The sequence below is a fragment of the Allorhizocola rhizosphaerae genome, assembly GCF_003426775.1.
GTDB lineage: Bacteria > Actinomycetota > Actinomycetes > Mycobacteriales > Micromonosporaceae > Allorhizocola > Allorhizocola rhizosphaerae.
The window spans coordinates 16,172-36,214 of sequence record NZ_QJUG01000074.1 but is presented as its reverse complement, the minus strand read 5'-3'; the positions used below and the strand labels follow the sequence as shown (position 1 = coordinate 36,214).

General features: G+C 69.7%; 13 protein-coding genes and 1 pseudogene. 11 read left to right on the top strand and 3 right to left on the bottom strand.

Annotated features, from left to right (window positions below; all coding sequences use genetic code 11):
- From DM816_RS17810 to DM816_RS17795, 4 genes and pseudogenes are all read left to right on the top strand, one after another.
- Positions 1 to 1,505 (top strand): ATP-binding protein (locus DM816_RS17810; protein WP_483964157.1); only part of this gene is annotated, 1,505 nt, incomplete at its 5' end.
- Positions 1,506 to 1,777: 272 nt separating this feature from the next.
- A pseudogene (locus DM816_RS17805) lies at positions 1,778 to 2,593 on the top strand (serine/threonine-protein kinase); the annotation flags it as partial.
- Positions 2,594 to 2,749: 156 nt separating this feature from the next.
- Entirely contained in the window at positions 2,750 to 3,865 is a 1,116-nt protein-coding gene (locus tag DM816_RS17800) for a carboxyl transferase domain-containing protein (protein WP_117211367.1), read from the top strand.
- Positions 3,866 to 5,890: an acetyl/propionyl/methylcrotonyl-CoA carboxylase subunit alpha gene (locus DM816_RS17795; protein ID WP_117211366.1), complete on the top strand. Its 2,025-nt coding sequence runs from the start codon at positions 3,866 to 3,868 to the stop codon at positions 5,888 to 5,890.
- Here DM816_RS17795 and DM816_RS17790 read toward each other — a convergent pair.
- Together DM816_RS17790 and DM816_RS17785 are read right to left on the bottom strand one after the other, a co-directional pair.
- Entirely contained in the window at positions 5,873 to 6,631 is a 759-nt protein-coding gene (locus DM816_RS17790) for a chaplin family protein (protein WP_117211365.1), read from the bottom strand. The genes DM816_RS17795 and DM816_RS17790 overlap by 18 nt on opposite strands.
- A 168-nt stretch (positions 6,632 to 6,799) precedes the next feature.
- Positions 6,800 to 7,477: a Crp/Fnr family transcriptional regulator gene (locus tag DM816_RS17785; RefSeq protein WP_117211364.1), complete on the bottom strand. Its 678-nt coding sequence runs from the start codon at positions 7,475 to 7,477 to the stop codon at positions 6,800 to 6,802.
- A 318-nt stretch (positions 7,478 to 7,795) separates the two neighbouring features.
- On the opposite strand from DM816_RS17785, the gene DM816_RS17780 reads away from it, so the two are divergent.
- From DM816_RS17780 to mycP, 6 genes are all read left to right on the top strand, one after another.
- Positions 7,796 to 8,986, top strand: a complete 1,191-nt coding sequence (locus DM816_RS17780; RefSeq protein WP_117211363.1) for a CapA family protein — start codon at positions 7,796 to 7,798, stop codon at positions 8,984 to 8,986.
- A 30-nt stretch (positions 8,987 to 9,016) separates the two neighbouring features.
- Positions 9,017 to 9,766 (top strand): endonuclease III, encoded by a 750-nt coding sequence (nth, locus tag DM816_RS17775; protein WP_281274342.1) that lies wholly within the window; start codon positions 9,017 to 9,019, stop codon positions 9,764 to 9,766.
- A complete protein-coding gene (locus DM816_RS17770; RefSeq protein ID WP_117211362.1) occupies positions 9,763 to 10,302 on the top strand; it encodes a TlpA family protein disulfide reductase in 540 nt (179 codons plus the stop codon). Before nth ends, DM816_RS17770 begins: the two co-directional genes overlap by 4 nt.
- Complete coding sequence (locus DM816_RS17765; protein ID WP_117211361.1) at positions 10,299 to 10,985, top strand: NUDIX hydrolase; 687 nt, start codon at positions 10,299 to 10,301, stop codon at positions 10,983 to 10,985. The genes DM816_RS17770 and DM816_RS17765 overlap by 4 nt, the downstream gene beginning before the upstream one ends.
- Positions 10,986 to 11,267: 282 nt before the next feature.
- Positions 11,268 to 12,446 carry a MarP family serine protease gene (locus DM816_RS17760; RefSeq protein WP_117211360.1) on the top strand — a complete coding sequence of 393 codons (1,179 nt, stop codon included), beginning with the start codon at positions 11,268 to 11,270 and terminating at the stop codon, positions 12,444 to 12,446.
- A gap of 65 nt (positions 12,447 to 12,511) precedes the next feature.
- On the top strand, positions 12,512 to 13,807 hold the full coding sequence (mycP, locus tag DM816_RS17755; RefSeq protein WP_117211359.1) for a type VII secretion-associated serine protease mycosin: 1,296 nt from the start codon (positions 12,512 to 12,514) through the stop codon (positions 13,805 to 13,807).
- Positions 13,808 to 14,343: 536 nt separating this feature from the next.
- Here mycP and eccD read toward each other — a convergent pair.
- Complete coding sequence (eccD, locus tag DM816_RS17750) at positions 14,344 to 15,804, bottom strand: type VII secretion integral membrane protein EccD (RefSeq protein ID WP_246002013.1); 1,461 nt, start codon at positions 15,802 to 15,804, stop codon at positions 14,344 to 14,346.
- A 114-nt stretch (positions 15,805 to 15,918) separates the two neighbouring features.
- Here eccD and eccCa point away from each other — a divergent pair, with 114 nt between their 5' ends.
- Complete coding sequence (gene eccCa / locus DM816_RS17745; RefSeq protein ID WP_117211358.1) at positions 15,919 to 19,899, top strand: type VII secretion protein EccCa; 3,981 nt, start codon at positions 15,919 to 15,921, stop codon at positions 19,897 to 19,899.
- The last annotated feature ends 144 nt before the right edge of the window (positions 19,900 to 20,043 follow it).

Sequence of the window (20,043 nt, the reverse complement as noted above, 5' to 3'; positions counted from 1 at the left end):
CGGTGCGGCTGCGGCCCGATGTGCCCGCGCGGCAGGTGGTGTCGCTGGGCATCGAGGCGCTCGGCCGGGCGGCGCGGCGGGCCAGCGCCGAGGGCGAGCCCGCCGACGTGATCGCGCTCGGTGAGCGGGCGCGCCGGCTGTCCGAGCATAACGGCGGGCTCCCGCTGCGCGACCGGCTGGTCTACGCACGGGCGTTGCTCCAAAGTGGACGCATCACCGAGGCGCAGCACGACGCGGAGAAGCTCATTGCCGACGCGGCCGACGACGCCCGCACCCGGGCCGGTGCCCTGCTGCTGGCCGGGCGGGCGCAGATGGCGCTCGGTGATCGCGAGGCGGGATACCGGCTGTGGGCCGAGGCGCTCACCGTCGCCACCCGGGCCGAACTGCCCGGGGAGCGGGCCGAGGCGCTGCGCCGGCTGGGCATGGCCGACTTCGTGAAGGGACGGCTGGCCGACGCGTCGAGCCGGTTCGCCGGGGCCTACCAGATCGCGGTGGGGGCCGGAGACCTGAAATCGCAGGCGTGGTCCTTGCAGGACTTGGCTTGGGTGACGACGACGCGGGGCGACTTCGCCGGGGCCGATGCGGCGCTCGGGCACGCGGCCCGGCTGTTCGCCCAGACCAAAGACCCGGTGGGGCGGGCGTGGCTGCGCGGCACGACCGCGTTCGCGCGTCTGCTTGCCGGGCGGTTGACCGAGGCGCAGCGGCTGGCCCGCGTGTTCCTGCCGTTCGGAGAGCGGGTCGGTGAGGCGTGGGCGGTGGGCACGCTGCGGGCGGTGGCGGCGTTCGCCGCGGCCGAGCTCGGTGAGCTGGGCGAGGCCGACCGGGAGGCACGGCGGGCCTATCGCGACTTCGCGGCCGCCAAAGACGCGTGGGGGTGCGGGTTCGCGTTGGTCGCGCGCGGTGTCGTGGCGCGCGGGCTGGCAGAATATGGGCACGCTGAAGACCTGCTCACCGAGGCGTTGGGTGAGGGCGAGAAGGTCGCGCATCCACTGCTGATCGGGATGGCCGGGACGGTGCGCGGCTTCGTCGCGCTGGATCGCGGCGACCCGGAGGCGGCGGAGCTCGATGCCCGGTCGGTGCTGACGATGGTCTCGCCATACGGCGTGCTCGACCCGGCGCGGATCGGGCCGCGCTCACTGCTGGCGGCGGCCCGGCTGGCGGCGGGAGACGCGGCGATGGCGGCACGCCTGCTCGCACCGGTCGCGGCCGATCCGTATGCGCCGTCCATGCTCTACCCGCGGCGCCAGGCGATCGCCGTGTATGCGATGGCGTTGCTCGGGTTGGACCAGCCGGCCGAGGCGCTCGCGGCGGCGCGGCTGGCGGAGACCGTGCCCGCGGTCGACATTCGCAGCCAGGTGCGCTCGGCGCTGGCGCTGGCAAAGTGCCTGGCGGCGGTCGACAACGAGGCGGAAGCGGCCGAGGTCGAGGCGCGGGCGGCGAATCTGGCGCACGCGACACAGCAGGTGAGCGAGCGGGCACGGGTCGCGGTAGGGGTCGGATTCTAAAGCTCGGTGGGGAACGGGTCTCGAACGTGGTGGGCTGACACCGCGGCGTGCCGGGATGGCGTGGTCAGCGCTGAAGATGGCATGCCGGTCAGATGATCTTCCGGCGGACGTGCTCGGGGAACGATGCCCGTAGTCATCGGCTCGGTGCTGCATCGCGACTGCGCGAGATTGACCATGAGGTTGATGCCACGACACGCCGTCGAACATGGATTTAAGTTAATGATCAACTCGGAGGGTGAGGCGGAGGGGGAGGCGCTGCTAACGTTTGGCGCGTGAGTCCGACCCCTCGGCCTAATCTCTCGGTGCCCGATATTCCCGGGCTGACCGAGCTTTCCCTGCTGGCGGTCGGAGGCTACGCGACGATTTTCCGGGCGCGGCAGGAGTCGGTCGGGCGTGAGGTGGCGGTCAAGGTCGAGAATTTCACGCTGGAAACCGAGCGGGACCGGGCGCGGTTCGTGCGCGAGGCGCGGGCGACGGGGAGGATGTCGTCGCATCCGCACGTGGTGGACCTGTTCGATGCCGGGGTGACGGCCGACAAGCACCCATATCTGATTATGGAGCTGTGCTCGGGGTCCTATCAGGACCTGATGCCGCTGCGCCCGCACGTGGTGCGGGACATCGGTGTGAAGATCGCCGATGCGCTGGCGGACGCGCACGAGCGCGGGATCGTGCATCGGGACGTGAAGCCGGCGAACATTCTGGTGAGCCTGTTCGGGGAGCCGGCGCTGGCGGACTTCGGGCTCGCGATCCTGGCCGAGCAGCGGGATCCGCACATCACGCTGGAGGTGATGACGCCCGCCTATGCGCCGCCCGAGGCGTTCCGGCGGCATGAGCCCGCACCGCCCGGCGATGTGTATGCGTTGTGCGCCACGCTCTATGCGCTGCTGTCCGGCAACCCGCCGAGGTGGCAGGAGAAGCAGCCGCCGGGGCTGTTGGGGCTGATCGAGCTGTTCGCCCAGCCCATCCCGAGCGTCGAGGGCGTACCGGACGGGTTGGTCGAGATCCTGCGGATGGGGATGGTCAACGATCCGGCGAACCGGCCGACCGCGCGGGCGCTGGAGGAACTCTTGGTGGCGGTGCGCCTGGACGAGGTACCGGCGCAATGTGATTGTCAAAAGAGCAATGACCCCGGGCCGCCGACGGTCAAGGTGAAACCAAGAGGACCGATCGCCTCGTTTTTTCAGCAGCTCTTTGGCAGATAGCTTGCGTGTCGCGGGGCTTGAACCACTCGTTGCGCAAGTGGCATGACGACTCTCGAAACCGCGTTGGATCCCCGCACGCCGTCCTTTCTGGCCAACCGAAGTGAAGCCATGGCGGCGCTGTCCTCGCTGGATGCTGCCCACGCGCGGGCGAAGGAGGGCGGTGGCGAGCGGGAGGTCACGCGCCATCACGCGCGCGGCAAGCTGCTGCCGCGGGAGCGCATAGAGCTGCTGGTCGACCGGGACACGGCGCTGCTTGAGCTGGCCGCGACGGCCGGGCACGAGCAGGGCGAGATGGCGGGCGCCGGGGTGGTGACGGCGATCGGTGTGGTGGAGGGCACCGAATGCATGATCATCGCCGACGATCCGACGGTCGGCGAGGACGGGCTGTCGGAGCGGGGCAGGCGCAAGGTCTTGCGGGCGGCCGAATTGGCGGGCCTCTACGGGCTACCGCTGGTTTCGCTGGTGGAACGGCCCGATCCCGTGGTACGAGGCGGGTTCGTCGCCGTGTTCGGCGCCTTCGAGGGCTCCCTGCCGCTGGCCGACCTGACCGTGGTCACGCGCGGGCACGACGAGCAGGTCGCCGACGCCGTGGCCGACGACGAACGGGACGCCCTGCGCCTGATCCGGGTCGGTGTGCGGCACCTGCATCACCGCCCACGCGGATCGCTGTGCCGGGCCCGGCCGCCGTGCCATGAGCTCGACGACCTGCTCGCCGTGGACCGGTCGGACGTGCGCGAGGTCCTGGCGCGGGTGCTCGACGGCTCCGAATTCGAGGAGCTGCGGGCGCATCGCGGGCCGGGACTGATCGCCGGGTTCGGCGCGGTGCACGGCTGCCGCGTCGGGATTCTGGGCAACACGGCGCAGGCGCTGGACGCCGAGGCGGTACACAAAGGACTGGAGCTGGTCAGGATCGCGCGCATGCCGCTGGTGGTGCTGGCCACGCGGTGCGCACCAAGCCCGGAGCTGGCCCGCGCGCTGCAGGACCCGGGTCAGGTGACGGTCGTGCTGGAGCCGGACCCGCCGGACTGGGCCCTGGCGAGCCGGGGCTTCACGTTCGGCTGGCTGTCCATTGACGACAGTCCGTACGACGGTGCGATCGACCCCCGCGACACCAGAACCGTTCTGGGGATCGCGTTGTCGGCGATGGGAGGCCGTTAGGTGATCAGGCGATTGCTCGTTGCCAACCGGGGGGAGATCGCGCGCCGGATCTTCGCCACGTGCCGGGCGGTGGGGATCGAGACGGTGGCCGTGCACTCGACGGCGGACGTGGATGCCCCGTTCGTGGGGGAGGCCGACTACGCGGTGCAGCTTCCCGGTTATGCGCCCAGCGCGACCTACCTGCGCGGCGACCTGATCATTGCGGCGGCGAAGAAGACGGGTGCGGACGCGATCCATCCGGGCTACGGGTTTCTCGCCGAGAACGCGGACTTCGCCGGGGCGGTGACCGAGGCCGGGCTCACGTGGGTGGGCCCGCCCCCGAAGGTGATCTCGGTGATGGCGTCCAAAATAGACGCGAAGGCGCTGCTGGCCGAGGCGGATGTGCCCGTGCTGCCGTCGTGGACCGACCCGACTCTCGTCGACGAGTTTCCGGTGCTGGTGAAGGCGGCCGTGGGCGGGGGCGGGCGGGGCATGCGGATCGTGCGCGACGCCGAATCGCTGGGCGAGGCGGTGTCGTCGGCGCGGCGCGAGGCGTTCGGCGCGTTCGGCGACAACACCGTGTTCTGCGAGCGGTATGTCGAGCAGGCGCGCCACATCGAGGTACAGATCGTGGCCGACCAGCACGGCAACACCATCACGTTCGGCGAGCGGGAGTGCTCGATTCAGCGGCGGCACCAGAAGATCCTGGAGGAGACGCCTTCCCCGGCCGTGTCGCCGCAGTTGCGCGAAAACCTTTGCGCGGCGGCGGTCGCGGTGGCCGAGGCGGTCGGCTATGTGGGGATCGGGACGGTCGAGTTCCTGCTCAGCCCGGCGGGCGAGTTCTACTTCCTGGAAATGAACACGCGCCTGCAGGTGGAGCACCCCGTGACCGAGTGTGTCACGGGGCTGGATCTCGTGCGGCTGCAGCTTTTCCTGGCCGAGGGTGGGCGGTTGCCGTACTCGACCCCGCCGCCCATGCGCGGGCATGCGATCGAGGTGCGGCTGTGCGCAGAAGATCCGACCACCAACTGGCTTCCCGCGACCGGGCAGGTGCACCGGTTCGACGTGCCGGAGGTGGTGGGGCGGTTCAAACCCTTGCTGTCTCCGGGGATCCGGCTCGACTCCGGCATCGAGCCCGGGTCGGTGGTCGGGGTGCACTACGACTCGATGCTGGCGAAGATCGTGGCGTGGGCGCCGACCCGGTACGAGGCGGCGCGCATGCTGGCCGGGGTGCTCGCCCGAACCAAGGTGCACGGCCTGGTTACCAACCGCGATCTGCTGGTGCGGGTGTTGCGGCATCCGGCGTTCCTGACCGGGCAGATCGACGCCGGGCTGCTGGACCGGCAGCCCGAGGTGTTCGCGCCGCTGCTGTCGTCGGTGGAGGCCGTGCGGCTCAGCTGCCTGGCGGCCGCGCTGGCGGCTGCCGCGGGGCGGTTCGAGGGCGCGACCGTGCAGCCGGGAATCCCTTCGGGCTGGCGCAACGTACCGTCCATACCGCAAACAATCGTGTATGACGGGCCGGCAGGGCCAGTGGAGGTGGGCTACCGGCTGGCGGCAGACGGCGCACTGGCCCAATGGTGGGTGCGCGTGGTGGACCCGGAGGAGCTCGACCTGGCCGGGCTCGGCCACGTCGGCGTCGTGGACGAGCATCCGCCCGTCGCCGTGGTCTCGGCTTCCGCGCACAAAGTGGTTCTCGACGTGGCGGGGATCAGGCTGACCGTCGACGTGCACCGGGTCGGCAACGTGTCCTACTTGGACAGTGTGGAGGGTTCGGTCACGCTGCGCGAGTTGCCGCGTTTTCCCTTGCCCTCCATGGAGTTGGAGGAGGGCTCGCTGACCGCGCCGCTGCCCGGTGCCGTGGGGCGGGTGCTCGTGTCGCCTGGCCAACGGGTCGGTGCGGGTGAGCTGCTGCTCACGTTGGAGGCCATGAAGCTGGAGCATCCCGTGCATGCGCCCGCCGACGGGGTCGTATCGGTGATAAAAGTTCGCCCCGGCGCCCTTGTGGACACCGGGGCTCTGTTGGCGGTGCTACATCCTGGCGGATGAGCCGCCATCGCTCCACGACCATGCGCTGCCCGCGACCGCGGCCGAGACGCTGCTGACGTTGACGGGCGCCTGGATCGGCGCGTACACCTGCGTGCCGTTGAGGACGCCCACGTTGTCCTTGGTGATCATCGTGACGTCCTTGCCGTGGTGGTGGTGCTTGGGCGGGCACTCCTGCGCCGGGGGCTGCGGCTTCGGAGGCTCCGGCTTGGGCGGGGTCGTGGGACAGCCGCCGTAGCAGGGTTTGCCCTCCTCGTTGCCGCCGCTCTCCTCGCGTTGCACCGACTCCTTGGGTTTCGATTCCTTGGGCTTTTTGGACCTGTGGTGGCCACCACCGCTGCCCAACGTCGCCGACGAGCCACCGTCGCAGTGGGCGGCCGCACTCCCGAGCGCGGCAACCGCCACCCCGCACACGTTCACCGGGATCTGTACCGGCATGAAAACCTGGGTGCCGTTGAGAATCCCGACGTTGTCCGTGCTGATCATCTTGACGTCGTACAGGTCCTTGATGGAAGCCGCGCTACCGCCCTCGCAGCCGGCCACCGCGTGCCCGGCGACCGCCGCGGCCACGCCGCAGAGGTTGACGGGAGCCTGGATCGGCGCGTTGACCTGGGTGCCGTTGAGAATCCCGACGTTGTCGTCGCTGATCATGGTGGTGTCGGCATGTGCTGCTGCGCCGGTCGCCATGACAGCGCCTGCGGTCAGCGCACCGGCTGACAGTGATCGTCGAACCCACTCGTTCATAGCGGATGGGACCTCTTTCACATGGGGACATTACGCCCCAAACAACGAGGTCCCCCGAGTCCCTGACGCCTGACCGTCGGGTTGCCGACATTTTATTGGGTACGGATGACGGCTCGCGCCGAACGGGCCGACTCGCGCCGAGCCCGCCCACGGATGATTAACCCCCTGCTAGACCCGCGCCCGCCGGGCCAACCGCTCCGGGTCGAGGATGATCACACTCTTGCCGTCGAGGCGCAGCCAGCCGCGCGAGGCGAAGTCGGCCAGCGCCTTGTTGACCGTCTCCCGCGAGGCGCCGACCAACTGGGCCAGCTCCTCCTGGGTCAGATCGTGGGTCACCCGCAGCACGCCGCCATCGCGTGTGCCGAACCGGCCCGCCATCTGGAGCAGGTTTTTGGCGACCCGCCCCGGCACGTCGGTGAAGATCAGATCGGCGAGCGCGTCGTTGGTGCGCCGCAGCCGGCGGGCCAGCACACGCAGCAGCTGCTCGGCGATCTCCGGCCGGTTGTTGAGCCACGGCCGCAGAGCCTGCTTGCGCAGCCGGGCCAAGCGCACATCGGTCACCGCGGTCGCGGTGGCGGTGCGCGGGCCTGGGTCGAACAGCGACAGCTCGCCGAGCATGTCGGACGGGCCCATCACGGACACCAGGTTTTGCCGGCCGTCGGCCGCGCGCCGGCCAAGCTTGATCTTGCCGGACAGGACGATGTAAAGGCTGTCACCCGGCTCGCCCTCGTTGAAGACGACTTCGCCCTTGCGCACCTCGATCGTTTCCATCTCGCGCGCAAGCGCCTCGGAAGCCTCCGGGTCGACCCCTTGGAAGATCCCGCTACGGGCGAGCACCTCGTCCATGTGTCCCTCCATCTGCCTGCGCAGTCAGTCTAGGCACAGCTCAGCCGTACCCGGACGGCAACCCCCCAATCCATGACCAGCTGGCAAGGGCCTCCCCGTAACACTCGGCTCCGCTCGGTGGGCGTTGCCCGAGTCGGCGGCAAGGGCCTCCCCGTAACACTCGGCTCCGCTCGGTGGGCGTTGCCCGAGCCGGCGGCAAGGGCCTTCCCCGTAACACTCCGCTGCGCTCCGCGGGCGTTGCCCCAAGCCGCAGACCACCCTAGTCCCGACGTGCGGAAAAATGGGAATTTCGCACTGGTCAGGTAGTCTGCAGGCCGTATGACCGAGCCGCCGCCACCCCCAGAGACCCGCGCCCGCCCACGGCTGCGCAGGGTGCACGCCGCTTACGCCGCGCTGGCCCTGTGCCTCGTGGCGATCGTCGGCGTGGTGTGGACGGCCACGGCGGGCAACAGGCCGAGCCGGGCGCTGTGGCACCAGAGCCTGACCTCGCCGGTGGCCACGGCGAGCCCGACCCCGTCGCCCTCACCCTCGCCGAGCGTGCAAACGGCCAACACCATCACGCTGGGCGCGGTCGGCGACATCATCATGGGCAAAGCGCCCGGCAGCCTGCCCGCCGACGGCGGCCGCACGTTCTTCGACAAGGTGAAGGACCTGTTCGCGGTCGACTTCATGATGGGCAACATGGAGCAGCCGATCACCGAGGACACGGGTCACGTCAAGTGCCGGCCCGACCAGACCAGCTGCCACCAGTTCCGGGTGCCGCCAACATACGCGGCGCACCTCAAGGCGGCCGGCTTCCATCTGCTCAACCAGGCCAACAACCACGGCAATGACTACGGCCCCACCGGCTACACCAACACTCAGAAGGCCCTGACGGACGCGGGGCTGCTGCACACCGGCTCGCGCAACTACGTGGCGGTCGCCGAGGTCAAGGGCGTCAAGGTGGGCGTGGTGGGCTTCTCCTCCTACCCGCGCGACAACAGCCTGATCGACCTGGCGCAGGCCCGCACGGTGATCGAGCGGGCGGCGGCCAAGGCCGACATCGTGGTGGTGCAGGTCCACATGGGAGCCGAGGGGTCCGACAAGGGGCACGTCAAGCCGGGCACCGAGATGTTCCTGGGCGAAAACCGGGGCGACCCGATCGCGTTCTCCCACGCGGTGATCGACGCCGGCGCCGACCTGGTGATCGGGCACGGGCCGCACACGCTGCGCGGCATGGAGCTCTACAAGGGCCGGCTGATCGCCTACAGCCTGGGCAACTTCGCCGGCGGCACGGGCCTGAAGGGCGGCGAGATCCTCGGCTGGGGCGGTGTGCTGCAGACCACCCTGAGCGCCGACGGGGCCTTGGTCTCCGGCCGGTTCCACTCGACGATCTTTCAAACCCGTCCGGGGATACCGGAAAAGGACTCTCAAAAGCGTGGCCTTGACCTCATCCGGAAGCTGACCAAGGACGACTTCCCCGACACCGGTCCGACGATCTCGGCCGACGGCCTGATCGGGCTCCATTGATTGTCGGTCGCCGGAAGTAGGCTGTATCGCGTGCCGGCGAAGAAAGCCCAGACCACCGAGACGACCGAGACCGAGATCGCGCTGAAGCGGCGCGTCCGCAAGATGGCGCGCGAGCTCGAGGTGATCCACCCCGACGCCCACTGCGAGCTCGACTTCACCAACCCGCTTGAGCTCGCCGTGGCCACGATCCTGTCGGCGCAGTCGACGGATGTGAAGGTCAACGAGGTCACGCCGAAGGTGTTCCAGCGCTACCCAGACGCGGCCGCTTACGCCTCGGCCGACCGCGCCGAGCTGGAGGAGATGATCCACGCGACCGGGTTCTTCCGCAACAAGGCGGCGTCGCTGATCGGGCTCGGGCAGGCCCTGCTCGAAAAGCACGGCGGCGAGCTGCCGCGCACGCTGGAGGAGCTGGTGCAGCTGCCGGGCATCGGGCGCAAGACGGCCAACGTGATCCTGGGCAACGCGTTCGACGTGCCGGGCATCACGGTCGACACCCACTTCCAGCGGCTCGTGCAGCGGTGGCGCTGGACCAGCCTGACCGACGCGGTGAAGATCGAGCACGCGATCGGGACGCTCGTCCCCAAGAAGGATTGGACGATGCTCTCGCATCGCGTGATCTTCCACGGGCGCCGGGTGTGCCACGCCAAGAAGCCGGCGTGCGGCGCGTGCCCGCTGGCCAAGATGTGCCCGTCCTACGGCGCGGGGCCGACCGACCGGGCCGTCGCGGTGAAGCTGCTCAAGGGGCCGCGCGTCGAAGAGATTGCCGAGATGACCGCGTGAGGGCAGCTTTACTCGCGGTGTTGCTCGTGCTGAGCGGGTGCACCGCGCCTGCTCCGCAGCCGGGGCCAGACCCGAATCCGGCGCCTTCTGAGGCGGTCCACTTCGCCGAGTGCGCGTTCGAGGCGGGCGAGTCGAAGCTGCCCGATATCGAGCTGCCCTGCTTCACCGGTGGCCAGCCCGTCCGGTTAAGCCAGGTGAAGGGCCCGCTGGTGATCAACTTCTGGGCGTCGTGGTGCCCGCCGTGCCTGGTCGAGCTGCCCGCTTTCCAGCGCCTGGCCGACAACAAGACCGTGCCCGTGATCGGGGTGGCCTCGCTCGACCGGCGGTCGGAGTCGCTCGCGCGGGCGCAGCGCGTCGGGTTCCGGTTCCCGATGCTCGACGACCCGGAGGGGCGCCTGCTGCGGCAGCTCGGCTTCAACGCGCTCCCGCTGACCGTGTTCGTTGACGCGCAGGGCAACGTCACCACCTACCACGGGCCCGCGCTGACCGACGACACACTGGCCGCGCAGGTGCGCGAGCGGATCGGTGTCGCATGACCCCACCGCTGCCACACTGGTTCGAGCCCCTGCTGACCAACATCCGCAACGCCGACAGCAGCCGGTTCACCCGCATCCCCACACCCGACCAGGGCCGGCCCGCGTCGGTGCTCATCCTGTTTGGCGAGGAAGACCGGGACGGGCCCGATGTGCTGGTGCTGCAACGCTCGGCCACCATGCGCACGCACGCCGGGCAGGTCGCTTTTCCGGGCGGGGCGGCCGATCCCGGCGACGACGGTCCAATCGCGACCGCGCTGCGCGAGGCCGAGGAAGAGGTCGGGCTCGACCCGGCCAGCGTGACCGTGCTCACGCAGCTGCCCCGGCTGTGGATTCCGGTCAGCGACTTCATCGTCACGCCCGTGCTGGCGTGGTGGCACAAGCCGCATCCGGTCGAGCCCGCCCAGCCGGCCGAGGTGGCGCACGTCGCCCGGCTGCCGATCGCCGAGCTCGCCGATCCGGCAAACCGGTTGCGCGTCAAGCATCCCAGCGGCTACATCGGCGCCGCGTTTCAAGTGCGCGGAATGCTGGTATGGGGATTCACCGCGGGCGTCATTTCGACCCTGCTTGATCTGGGAGAGTGGAGCCTGCCTTGGGATGTGTCGCGTGTGGAGTCATTGCCCCGGTCGCAAGTGGAGCGTCGCCCAGCGCGCCCTCCGGCCGACGCCGACGCCTTCGACCTGTAACGCGCCACCTCATGGCCGCGAGCGCCCCACCTCGACCACCCGCGGGTGGGCCGGCCCCGGCCTCCCGACCGCCGCTGGCGGACGCATGGCCGTGGCTGCCCGGCCGTCTGCTTCATAGCCGTGGGCGTCTCGCCTCGGGCTTTTGCCCGCCGCTGGCGGACGCATGGCCGTGGCTGCCCGGCCGTCTGCTTCATGGCCGTGGGCGTCTCGCCTCGGGCCTTTGCCCCCCACTGGCGGCTGCACGGCCGTGCTCGTCTGGCCTCGTGCGGATAGGCTGAGCCGATGTCGGTCGTCGACCTGATCTTGCTGCTGCTCCTCATGCTGTTCGCGATCAGCGGATACAGGCAGGGTTTTGTGGTGGGCGTGCTGTCCTTCACCGGCTTCTTCGGCGGCGCGCTGATCGGGCTGCAGCTCGGTCCCATGCTGGCCAGGCTCACCGACGCCCCCGGGATCAAGCTGGTGGTGTCACTGACGACCATCTTCGGGCTCGCGGTGATCGGCCAGGCGATGGCCGGATGGCTGGGCGGCAAGGTGCGCCGGCACATCCGCGGTCGCAACGGGCAGGTGCTCGACGACATCGGCGGCGCGATCGTGTCGGTGATCGCCGTGGCGGCGGTGGCGTGGCTGGTGGCCGTGCCGCTGAGCAAGGCGTCCGAGCCCTGGCTGTCCAGCGCGGTCCGGCACAGCGCGGTCATCCGCGCCATCGATCGCGTCATGCCGGTCCGGGCCGACACCCTCACCGACGCGCTGCGCGACACCGTTGACACCAACGGCTTCCCAGAGGTGTTCGGCGACCTCGTGCCGACGCAGGTGCGCGACGTGCCGGCGCCCGACCCGGCGCTGCGCGGATCGCAGGTGGTCGCGCGCGCCGAAAGCTCGGTGGTCAAGGTGCTCGGCACGGCGCCCAGCTGCAGCCGGCGCATTGAGGGCTCGGGATTCGTTTACGCACGCGAACACGTGATGACCAACGCGCACGTGGTCGCCGGCACCAAAACGGTGCGCATCGAGGTGAAACGGCAGTCCTACTCGGCCAGGGTCGTGGCATACGACTCCAACCTGGACCTCGCCGTGCTGCACGTGCCCGGTCTGAACGCACCGGTGATGAATTTCAGCAACAAACGGGCGCAGACCGGGACGGACGCCATCGTGCTCGGCTTCCCGCTGGACGGGCCCTATGACGCCCAGTCGGCGCGGGTCCGCGACGTCGGGCAGATCACCGGTCCCGACATCTACGAGTCGGGCAACGTGACGCGAGAGGTTTACACGATCCGGGCCCTCGTCCGCAGCGGCAACTCGGGCGGTCCGCTCGTCGCCTCCGACGGCACGGTGCTCGGCGTAATCTTCGCCGCCGCGGCCGACGACCAGAACGTGGGCTACGCCGTGACCGCTGAGCAGGCCGAGGCCATCGCCGACGAGGGCCGCAGCGCCACGGCAGCCGTGCCAACGGGTCGCTGCGCCTGAGTTCTTTGCTCCTGCTAAAGCTGCGTAACAATCATCGGTTGGGATTGGCTCATGGTTCCGGCAGAATGGCTGCCATTGTGGCCCGTGTGATCCGCTCCCGCTCCAGCGTCAAGTCCCGCATCGCGACGGCGCTGCCGCGCGTGTGCGCCGCGGTGGCGCTCATCGGGCTGCTGATCGCCGCGCCCGGGCTGCAGTCCCGGCTCAATGATTCGGTGTTCTCCGAGCGGGCGCGCAACCAGATCGCGGCCAACCAGCTCAGCCGCGACTCCGTGCGCATGGGGCAGTGGCAGATCGACATGCTCGACGCGGCCAAGGCGTGGCGGATGTCGACCGGCGCCGGCGTGACGGTGGCGGTCATCGACTCCGGTGTGGCGGCGGGCCACCCCGATCTCCACGGCCAGGTGCTCACCGGGCTCGACCTGGTGCGACCCGAGGGCGGCGATGGCACGGCCGACGAGGCGGGCCACGGCACGACCGTCGCCGGGCTCATCGTCGGGCGCGGTGACGACGGCGATGGGGTCGTCGGCCTCGCACCCGACGCGAAGGTGCTGCCGATCCGGGTACTGAATGGGAAAAACGAATATAAAAACCCGGCGGTGGTCGCCGAGGCGATCGTGTGGGCGGTCGACAAGGGCGCAAAGGTGATCAATCTATCGTTGGGCAGCTCGCTGGAGAGCCCGCTGCTGTCCGACGCGATCGACTACGCGTTCGCCAAAGATGTGGTTGTGGTGGCGTGCGTCGGCAACGCGATGCCCGGGGGGTCGGCGCAGGTCTGGCATCCGGCGCGGGAGCCCGGGGTGCTGGCCGTGACGGCGGTCCGGCCAGACGGGCGGCTCTGGGGCGACGCGCTGACCGGGGCCGAAACCGTCATCGCCGCACCGGGTTCGGGCCTGCTCGGCGCGCGGCCGGATGGATATGCCCCGGTCGATGGCACCAGCTTCGCCGCCCCACTGGTTTCGGCCGCAGCCGCGCTGATCCGGGCCCGCTCGCCGGAGATGTCGGCGGCCAACGTGGTGCAGCGGTTGATCGCGACGGCTCGGGATGCCGGGACGCCGGGGCGCGATAGGCGATACGGCTTCGGGGTGGTGGATCCGGTTGCGGCGCTGTCCAACGACGTCCCCGCGGTCGCGGCCAACCCGCTGGACACGACGCCGGCACCGGGCAGGGCAACCTTCGGGAGCACGGACAATCGGGTGGCCTCGCAGCCGCCCGTGGCCGCATCTACGGCAGCCACGCCAAGGCCCGCCTATGTGGCGGGCGGCGGTTCGGCCCGCAACCCCCAGCCCATCTGGCTCGTGGGCGCGATCGTCGGCCTGGCCGTGCTCGTGTCCGGCAGCATGATCCTGCTGCGCCGCTTCTAACCCGGAAGTAAACCTACTTCCTCCCGGTTCCGGCCGCTTTGCAAAAGCGGCCGGGACTCATCCCTTTTCGCATTGATCAGGACGGCCTCGACGCCGTCGCCCACGAACTCAACACCCGACCACGACACACGCTGGACTGGCAAACCCCAGCCCAGCGTCTCGATCGCCTACCAGCGGCCTAAGTGTTGCACTCACCAGTTGACATCAAGCGGTGTGTCGTGTCCGCAACTTCATGATCGCGGGCCACTTGGAATCCGTCCGACGACGCCCGTTCCCATTGCGCCGCATGCATTTCAAGCCGCCGCCACACGCCTACGCCGACACGCCTACGCCCGCTTCGGCAAGCCGGTATCGACGCCGCACACCCGCCGCACATGTCTAGGCAGCCTCGGGTATGACGGCGTCCGGCATTGCCGCGTCCGTCCGGTGCAAGCCGCAGCGCGCCTGCCCGGCGCACGGAATGCCGCCGAGGAGACGACACCACCGCAAGGCGTAAGGCCGCCCAACTCGGGGCGTTGGCCGAGCGAGCACCCGGGTCAGGCGACCAGGCCCTGGATGTATCCGTAGATGCCGAGCACCCACGCGGCGACCGGCACGACGCTGATGACCACGAGCAGGTCGAACAGGTCGGCGAACCGGCCGACATAGGGCGACGGCGCCTTGCGGCTCCACGTCTGGCCCGCCAGCACGACGATCAGCGCGAGCACGACGGCGCCGACCGCGAAGAATGCGCGCCCGGCGCTGCTCGCCGAGAACGCCAAGCCCCCGAGCAGGAGCACATGCCCGATCAGGCCGGCGGTGATCAGCGGCGTGCGCTGCCGCACGGTCACGAACAATCGCGAGCGCAGCAGCAGCGCGGTCGACGCGACCGCCACGAGCACCTGGCCCGACTTTTGACCGGAAATCGCCAGCACCAGCGACGCGAACGCGACCAACACCGTGTAACCCAGCAGCATGCCGGTGAGCAGCTCCTCCGACCGGCTCACGGCCGCGAACACCCGGCCCCGGTCGGGCACGTCGGACGAGTTGGCCCGGCCCTTACCGGGCGCGGTGACCGCGAACGCCTCGCCGTTGTCGTTGCTTCGCGGCAGCGCGATCGACGGCACGGGCACCTTGCCGAACCGGATCGCCAGCACGGGCAGCAACCCGATGCCACACACGAGCGCGGCGAGCAGGATGGCAGCCCCACCGGCGGCGCTAAACCCGTTGAGCAGCGCGCTGATCGCGCCGAGCAGGCCGACCAGCCCGCCGGCCGTGAAGATGCGCGTGCCGTGGCCGACCCCGGCCGCGCCGAGCGCGGCGAACAGGACGATGGCCACGCAGCCCACCAACAGCTGGGGCCAGCCGAGCCAGAGCATGGTCGGGATCACGCCGATGGTCTGGTTGAGCGGATCGCCGAGCAGCAACGCGCCCCCGGCGAACGCGTAGGGCAGCGCGAACCCGGCCAGGGCAGAACCGGCGATGCCGTCGCCGTAGGCCCGCGACGCCAGCACCCCGCCGACGAGCAGCAGCACCGCGACGGTCAGCGCGAGGTATCCGCCCGGCTGCCACCCGGGGCCGCCCTGCAGCAGCGACATGACCCCGGCCAGCAGAAGCAGGCCGGCGGCGGCCAATGTGGAGGTCCGGGTGGCGGCGGGCGTCCAGGCGGCGCCCCGCCGGCGCGCGCCCGCCGCGATCGCCTCCACCACGTCGTCGTATTCGAGCTCGGGCCACTGCTCGCGGGCGGGGACGAGGTGCAGCACCTCGCCGTCGCGCACGCCCAGCTGGTTGAGCGGCTTGCCCTCGTCGAGCGCCTGCCCGTCGGGCCGGCGCATCACCCAGCCCCCGTGCTGCTCGCCGTCGTCGGCCAGCCCGATCCCGGCATGGCGCAACAATTCTGGCAAAAGCTCGGCGAGCGCGACCGAGCCGGGAAGGGCAACGTCGACGCGCCGCTGGGGCGTGTGAAGGGTGACGCGGGTGAGACCGGTGCCCGAGGTGATGGTGGCGGGGTGAGTCACGGTGAATAGAGTGCCACACTATGCCCCCTCTCATACACCCGTGGCCTGGGCTCTCCACCATGCCTATTTATCGCCTACCATGGGCCACGCGCGCGTAAGGGGAGGAGCACAGCCGTGGGCACAGTGATTGTGAAGCGATCACCTCGGCGACCCGCGCCCGAGATTCCCTCGGGCGAGCTGGTCATCGATCCTCCGCCGGAGATTCCCCAGGCACAGGGCCAAAAATGGCAGCAGATGCTGATGATGCTGCCGATGCTCGGCGGCACGCTGTCGATGGCGATGATGTATGGGATGGGCTCCGGCTCCGGCAACAAGATGACCTATGTCGCCGGCGGCATGATGGGCCTTTCCAGCCTTGGCATGCTCGCCGCGGGAATCGCCAACAATTCAGGCGGCCCGAAGAAGGCCGAGATGATGGCGGCCCGCCGCGAATATCTGCGCCACCTGGCCGGGCTGCGGCGCAGCGCCCGCCGCACGGTGCAGCAGCAGCGTCACGGCCTCTACTATCGCCACCCCGACCCGCAGCGCCTGTGGTCCACAGCGGACAGTTTCCGGCTGTGGGAGCGGCGGCAGCACGACCCCGACTTCGGCATCGTGCGGGTGGGCGTCGGCCCGCAGACCTTGGCCACGCCGCTGGTGCCGCCGGAGACCCGGCCGCTGGAGGAGCTTGAGCCGATGACGGCCGGGGCGCTGCGCCGGTTCCTCGACGCCTATTCGGTGGTCGAAGACCTGCCGGTGGCCCTGTCGGTGCGCGGCTTCGGCCGGGTGTTCATGCGCAATGAGATCGGCCAGGGCACGCATCGCGGGCAGCCGGTCTCGGAGGAGGAGGGCTCGGAGGCGCACGCGCTGGTCCGGGCGATGGTCGCGCAGCTGACGACGTTCCACGCGCCCGATGATCTGCTGGTCGCGGTGTGCGCGTCGCCGTACCGCCGCGAGCTGTGGGACTGGGTGAAGTGGCTGCCGCACCACCAGCATCCGTCCAAAGTGGACGCGCTCGGCCCGATGCGGCTGTTCGCCACGTCGGCGGTCGAGCTGGAGAAGATCCTCGACGACGTGATCGCCAACCGGCCCCGGTTCGGCGCGGGCGAGGGATCGCCGCACGTCATCATGATCCTCGATGGCGCCGACATGACCAACTCGGCCCACCTGTCCGTGCCGGAGGGCCTGGCCGGTGTCACCATTCTCGACCTCGACTCTCCCCCGCCGCGCCTGCTCGACCGCAGCATGCTCACGCTTGAGGTGGTCAGCCGCACCCGTGCGCTGCACACCACGACCGCCGTATCCCAGGTGGAGGTGGGCACGGCCGACCGGCTGAGCATCGCCGAGGCCGAAGGGCTCGCGAGAAGGCTTTCCCCGCTTCGGCTTTCGGCCGCCGCGGTCGCCTCCGACCAGGCGATGACCACCGAGAAGGGGCTGACCGACCTGCTGGGCATCCCCGACCCGGAGCGGTTCGACGTCGCCTATGGCTGGGCCCCCCGGGCCAATCGCAACCGGCTGCGCACGCCGTTCGGTGTCGGGCCCGACGGCAGCCCGGTCGAGCTGGACATCAAGGAGTCCGCGCAGGACGGCATGGGCCCGCACGGGCTGCTGATCGGCGCGACCGGTTCCGGCAAGTCGGAGTTCCTGCGCACGCTCGTGCTGGGCCTGGCGTGCACGCACTCGTCGGAGATCCTCAACTTCGTGCTGGTGGACTTCAAGGGTGGCGCGACGTTCGCCTCGCTGGACAAGCTGCCGCACACCAGCGCGGTGATCACCAACCTTGAGGGCCAGGCAGGCATGGTCGACCGGATGGGTGACGCCATCGTGGGTGAGGTCATGCGGCGCCAGGAGCTTTTGGCCAAGGCGGGCAACTTCGCCAACCTCAAGGACTACGAAAAGGCGCGGGCCAGCGGTGCCCCGCTGGACCCGTTGCCATCGCTGTTCATCGTGTGTGACGAGTTCTCCGAAATGCTGACGGCCAACCCGGAGTTCATCGAGATCTTCGTCCAGATTGGACGTGTCGGTCGGTCGATCGGCATGCATCTGCTCCTGGCCTCGCAGCGCTTGGAGGAGGGCCGGCTGCGCGGTCTGGACACGCACCTGTCCTACCGGGTCGGTCTGCGCACGTTCTCGGCCATGGAGTCGCGCGCGGTGCTCGGCGTCGGCGACGCGTTCGACCTGCCGAAGGCGCCCGGCCACGGCTACCTGAAGTTCGGCTCAGAACCGTTGCAGCGCTTCAAGGCCGCATATGTGTCGGGTTCGTTCAAGCGACCCAGCGACTCGCCGGTCAAGCGGCGCAGCCCGGAGCTCGACCTGATCCACGAGTTCACGACCCGCTTCGTGCCCATACCGGAGAAGCCCAAGAACGCCGAGCCCGAGGTCAACTGGGACGTCAAGCCCGGCGAGAGCCTCATGGACGTGCTCATCGACCGGATGGTCGGGCAGGGTCCGCCCGCCCACCAGGTGTGGCTGGCGCCGCTGGACATCTCCGACCCGCTCGATTTGCCGTTCGGGCAGGTGGGCCTCGTGGAAGGTCGCGGGCTTACGGTGGCCAACCCGGAGCTTCGAGGAGCCTTGCGGGTACCCATTGGGATTATCGACAAGCCGGCCCTTCAGCTCAGAGATTTGCAGTGGCTGCGCCTCGCCGATGGGTCGCAGGGTCACGTGGCCATCGCCGGCGGTGGGCAGAGCGGCAAGTCGCAGCTGCTGCGCACGATCATCCTCGGGCTGGCGCTGACCCACACCCCGCAGGAGGCGCAGGTCTACTGCCTCGACTTCGGTGGTGGATCGCTTGGCGCGCTTCGGGAACTGCCGCACGTGGGTGGCGTCGCGGGCCGCTTGGACGCGCTGCAGGTGCGCCGGACCGTGGCCGAGATCGCCGAGCTGCTCAACAACCGGGAGGCCCGGTTCGCCCAGCACGGCATCGATTCGATGGTCGCCTACCGCAAGCTGCGTGCGGCCGGGCGGTTCAACGACGACCCATACGGCGACGTGTTCCTGGTAGTCGACGGCTGGACCACGATCCGCGAGACGTTCGACGACCTTGAGCCGGTGATCACCGACATCACGACGCGCGGTCTGGCCTACGGCGTGCACGTGATCGCGTCGACCCTGCGCTGGCGCGACTTCCGCCCGGCCATCGCCGACCAGTTCGGGTCCAAAGTGGAGCTCAAGCTCGGTGACCCGAGCGACTCGATCTGCCGCAACCGCAAGGTCGCGCCGAACGTGCCGCAAAGGCCCGGCTTCGGTGTCACCGCCGACGGCCTGTTCACGCTGGCGCTGCGGCCCGAGGTGGACCAGGTGGGCACGTCCGAGGAGCTGATCAAGCAGATCGCCAAGCACTGGACCGGCCAGCCGGCGCCGCGTGTGCGGATGCTGCCGAATGTGTACGCGTTCGACCGCATGAGCTACGACGGCCTCGACACGTGGCAGTTGCCGATCGGTGTGGCCGACGACTTGTCGCCCGCGCTTCTCGACTTCATGTCCGACGTGCACCTGGTCGCGTTCGGCGAGAGCGAGTGCGGCAAGTCCACGCTGCTGCGCCAGATCGCGACGTCGATCACCAAGCGCTACCAGCCGGACGAGGCGAAGATCCTGATCGTGGACCCGCGGCGGGCCCTGCTCGGGGCCGTGACCACGCCGCACCTGATCGGTCAGGTCAACTCGCTGGCGCAGGTGCCCGACTACATGAACGCGATCGCCAACAAGATGAACGAGCGCCGCCCGCCCGCCGACGTCACCCCGCAGCAGATGCGGGAGCGGCCGTGGCTCGCGGGCCGGGGCGAGTTCTTCCTGATCATCGACGACTACGACATCGTGGCCTCGACGGGGGCGCATCCACTGCAGCCGCTGGTGCCGTTCCTGTTCGAGGCCAAGGACGTGGGTCTGCACTTGATCACGGTGGCCAACATGAACTGGAGCCGGGCCGGGTTCGACGCGGCGCTCGCCCAGATCAAGTCGGCCGGCGCGCCGTACGTGCTCATGTCGGCCGATCGCAGCCTGGGCAACCCGTTCGGCGGCAACATCCGCAACGAGAAGATGCCGCCCGGCCGGGGCCGCCTGATCAACCGCCGCGGCGCCCGCCTCGTCCAACTAGCCGACCTCCCCGCCTACTAACCCCACCCCTTTTCGCGTCGATCATGAACCTATGTCCATGCCGGACGGCGTGTCGCGGCATCAACCTCATGGGCAATCTCGTGGCGTTAATCATGAAGTTGGGGTGACGACACGCCGCCGAACATGGACTTAAGTTCATGATCG

Coding starts and splice junctions, on each gene's coding strand:
- DM816_RS17800 (WP_117211367.1), top strand. CDS start 2,750: ATGACGACTCTCGAAACCGCGTTGGATCCCCGCACGCCGTCCTTTCTG.
- DM816_RS17785 (WP_117211364.1), bottom strand. CDS start 7,477: ATGGACGAGGTGCTCGCCCGTAGCGGGATCTTCCAAGGGGTCGACCCG.
- DM816_RS17790 (WP_117211365.1), bottom strand. CDS start 6,631: ATGAACGAGTGGGTTCGACGATCACTGTCAGCCGGTGCGCTGACCGCA.
- mycP (WP_117211359.1), top strand. CDS start 12,512: ATGGCTGCCATTGTGGCCCGTGTGATCCGCTCCCGCTCCAGCGTCAAG.
- DM816_RS17760 (WP_117211360.1), top strand. CDS start 11,268: ATGTCGGTCGTCGACCTGATCTTGCTGCTGCTCCTCATGCTGTTCGCG.
- DM816_RS17780 (WP_117211363.1), top strand. CDS start 7,796: ATGACCGAGCCGCCGCCACCCCCAGAGACCCGCGCCCGCCCACGGCTG.
- DM816_RS17765 (WP_117211361.1), top strand. CDS start 10,299: ATGACCCCACCGCTGCCACACTGGTTCGAGCCCCTGCTGACCAACATC.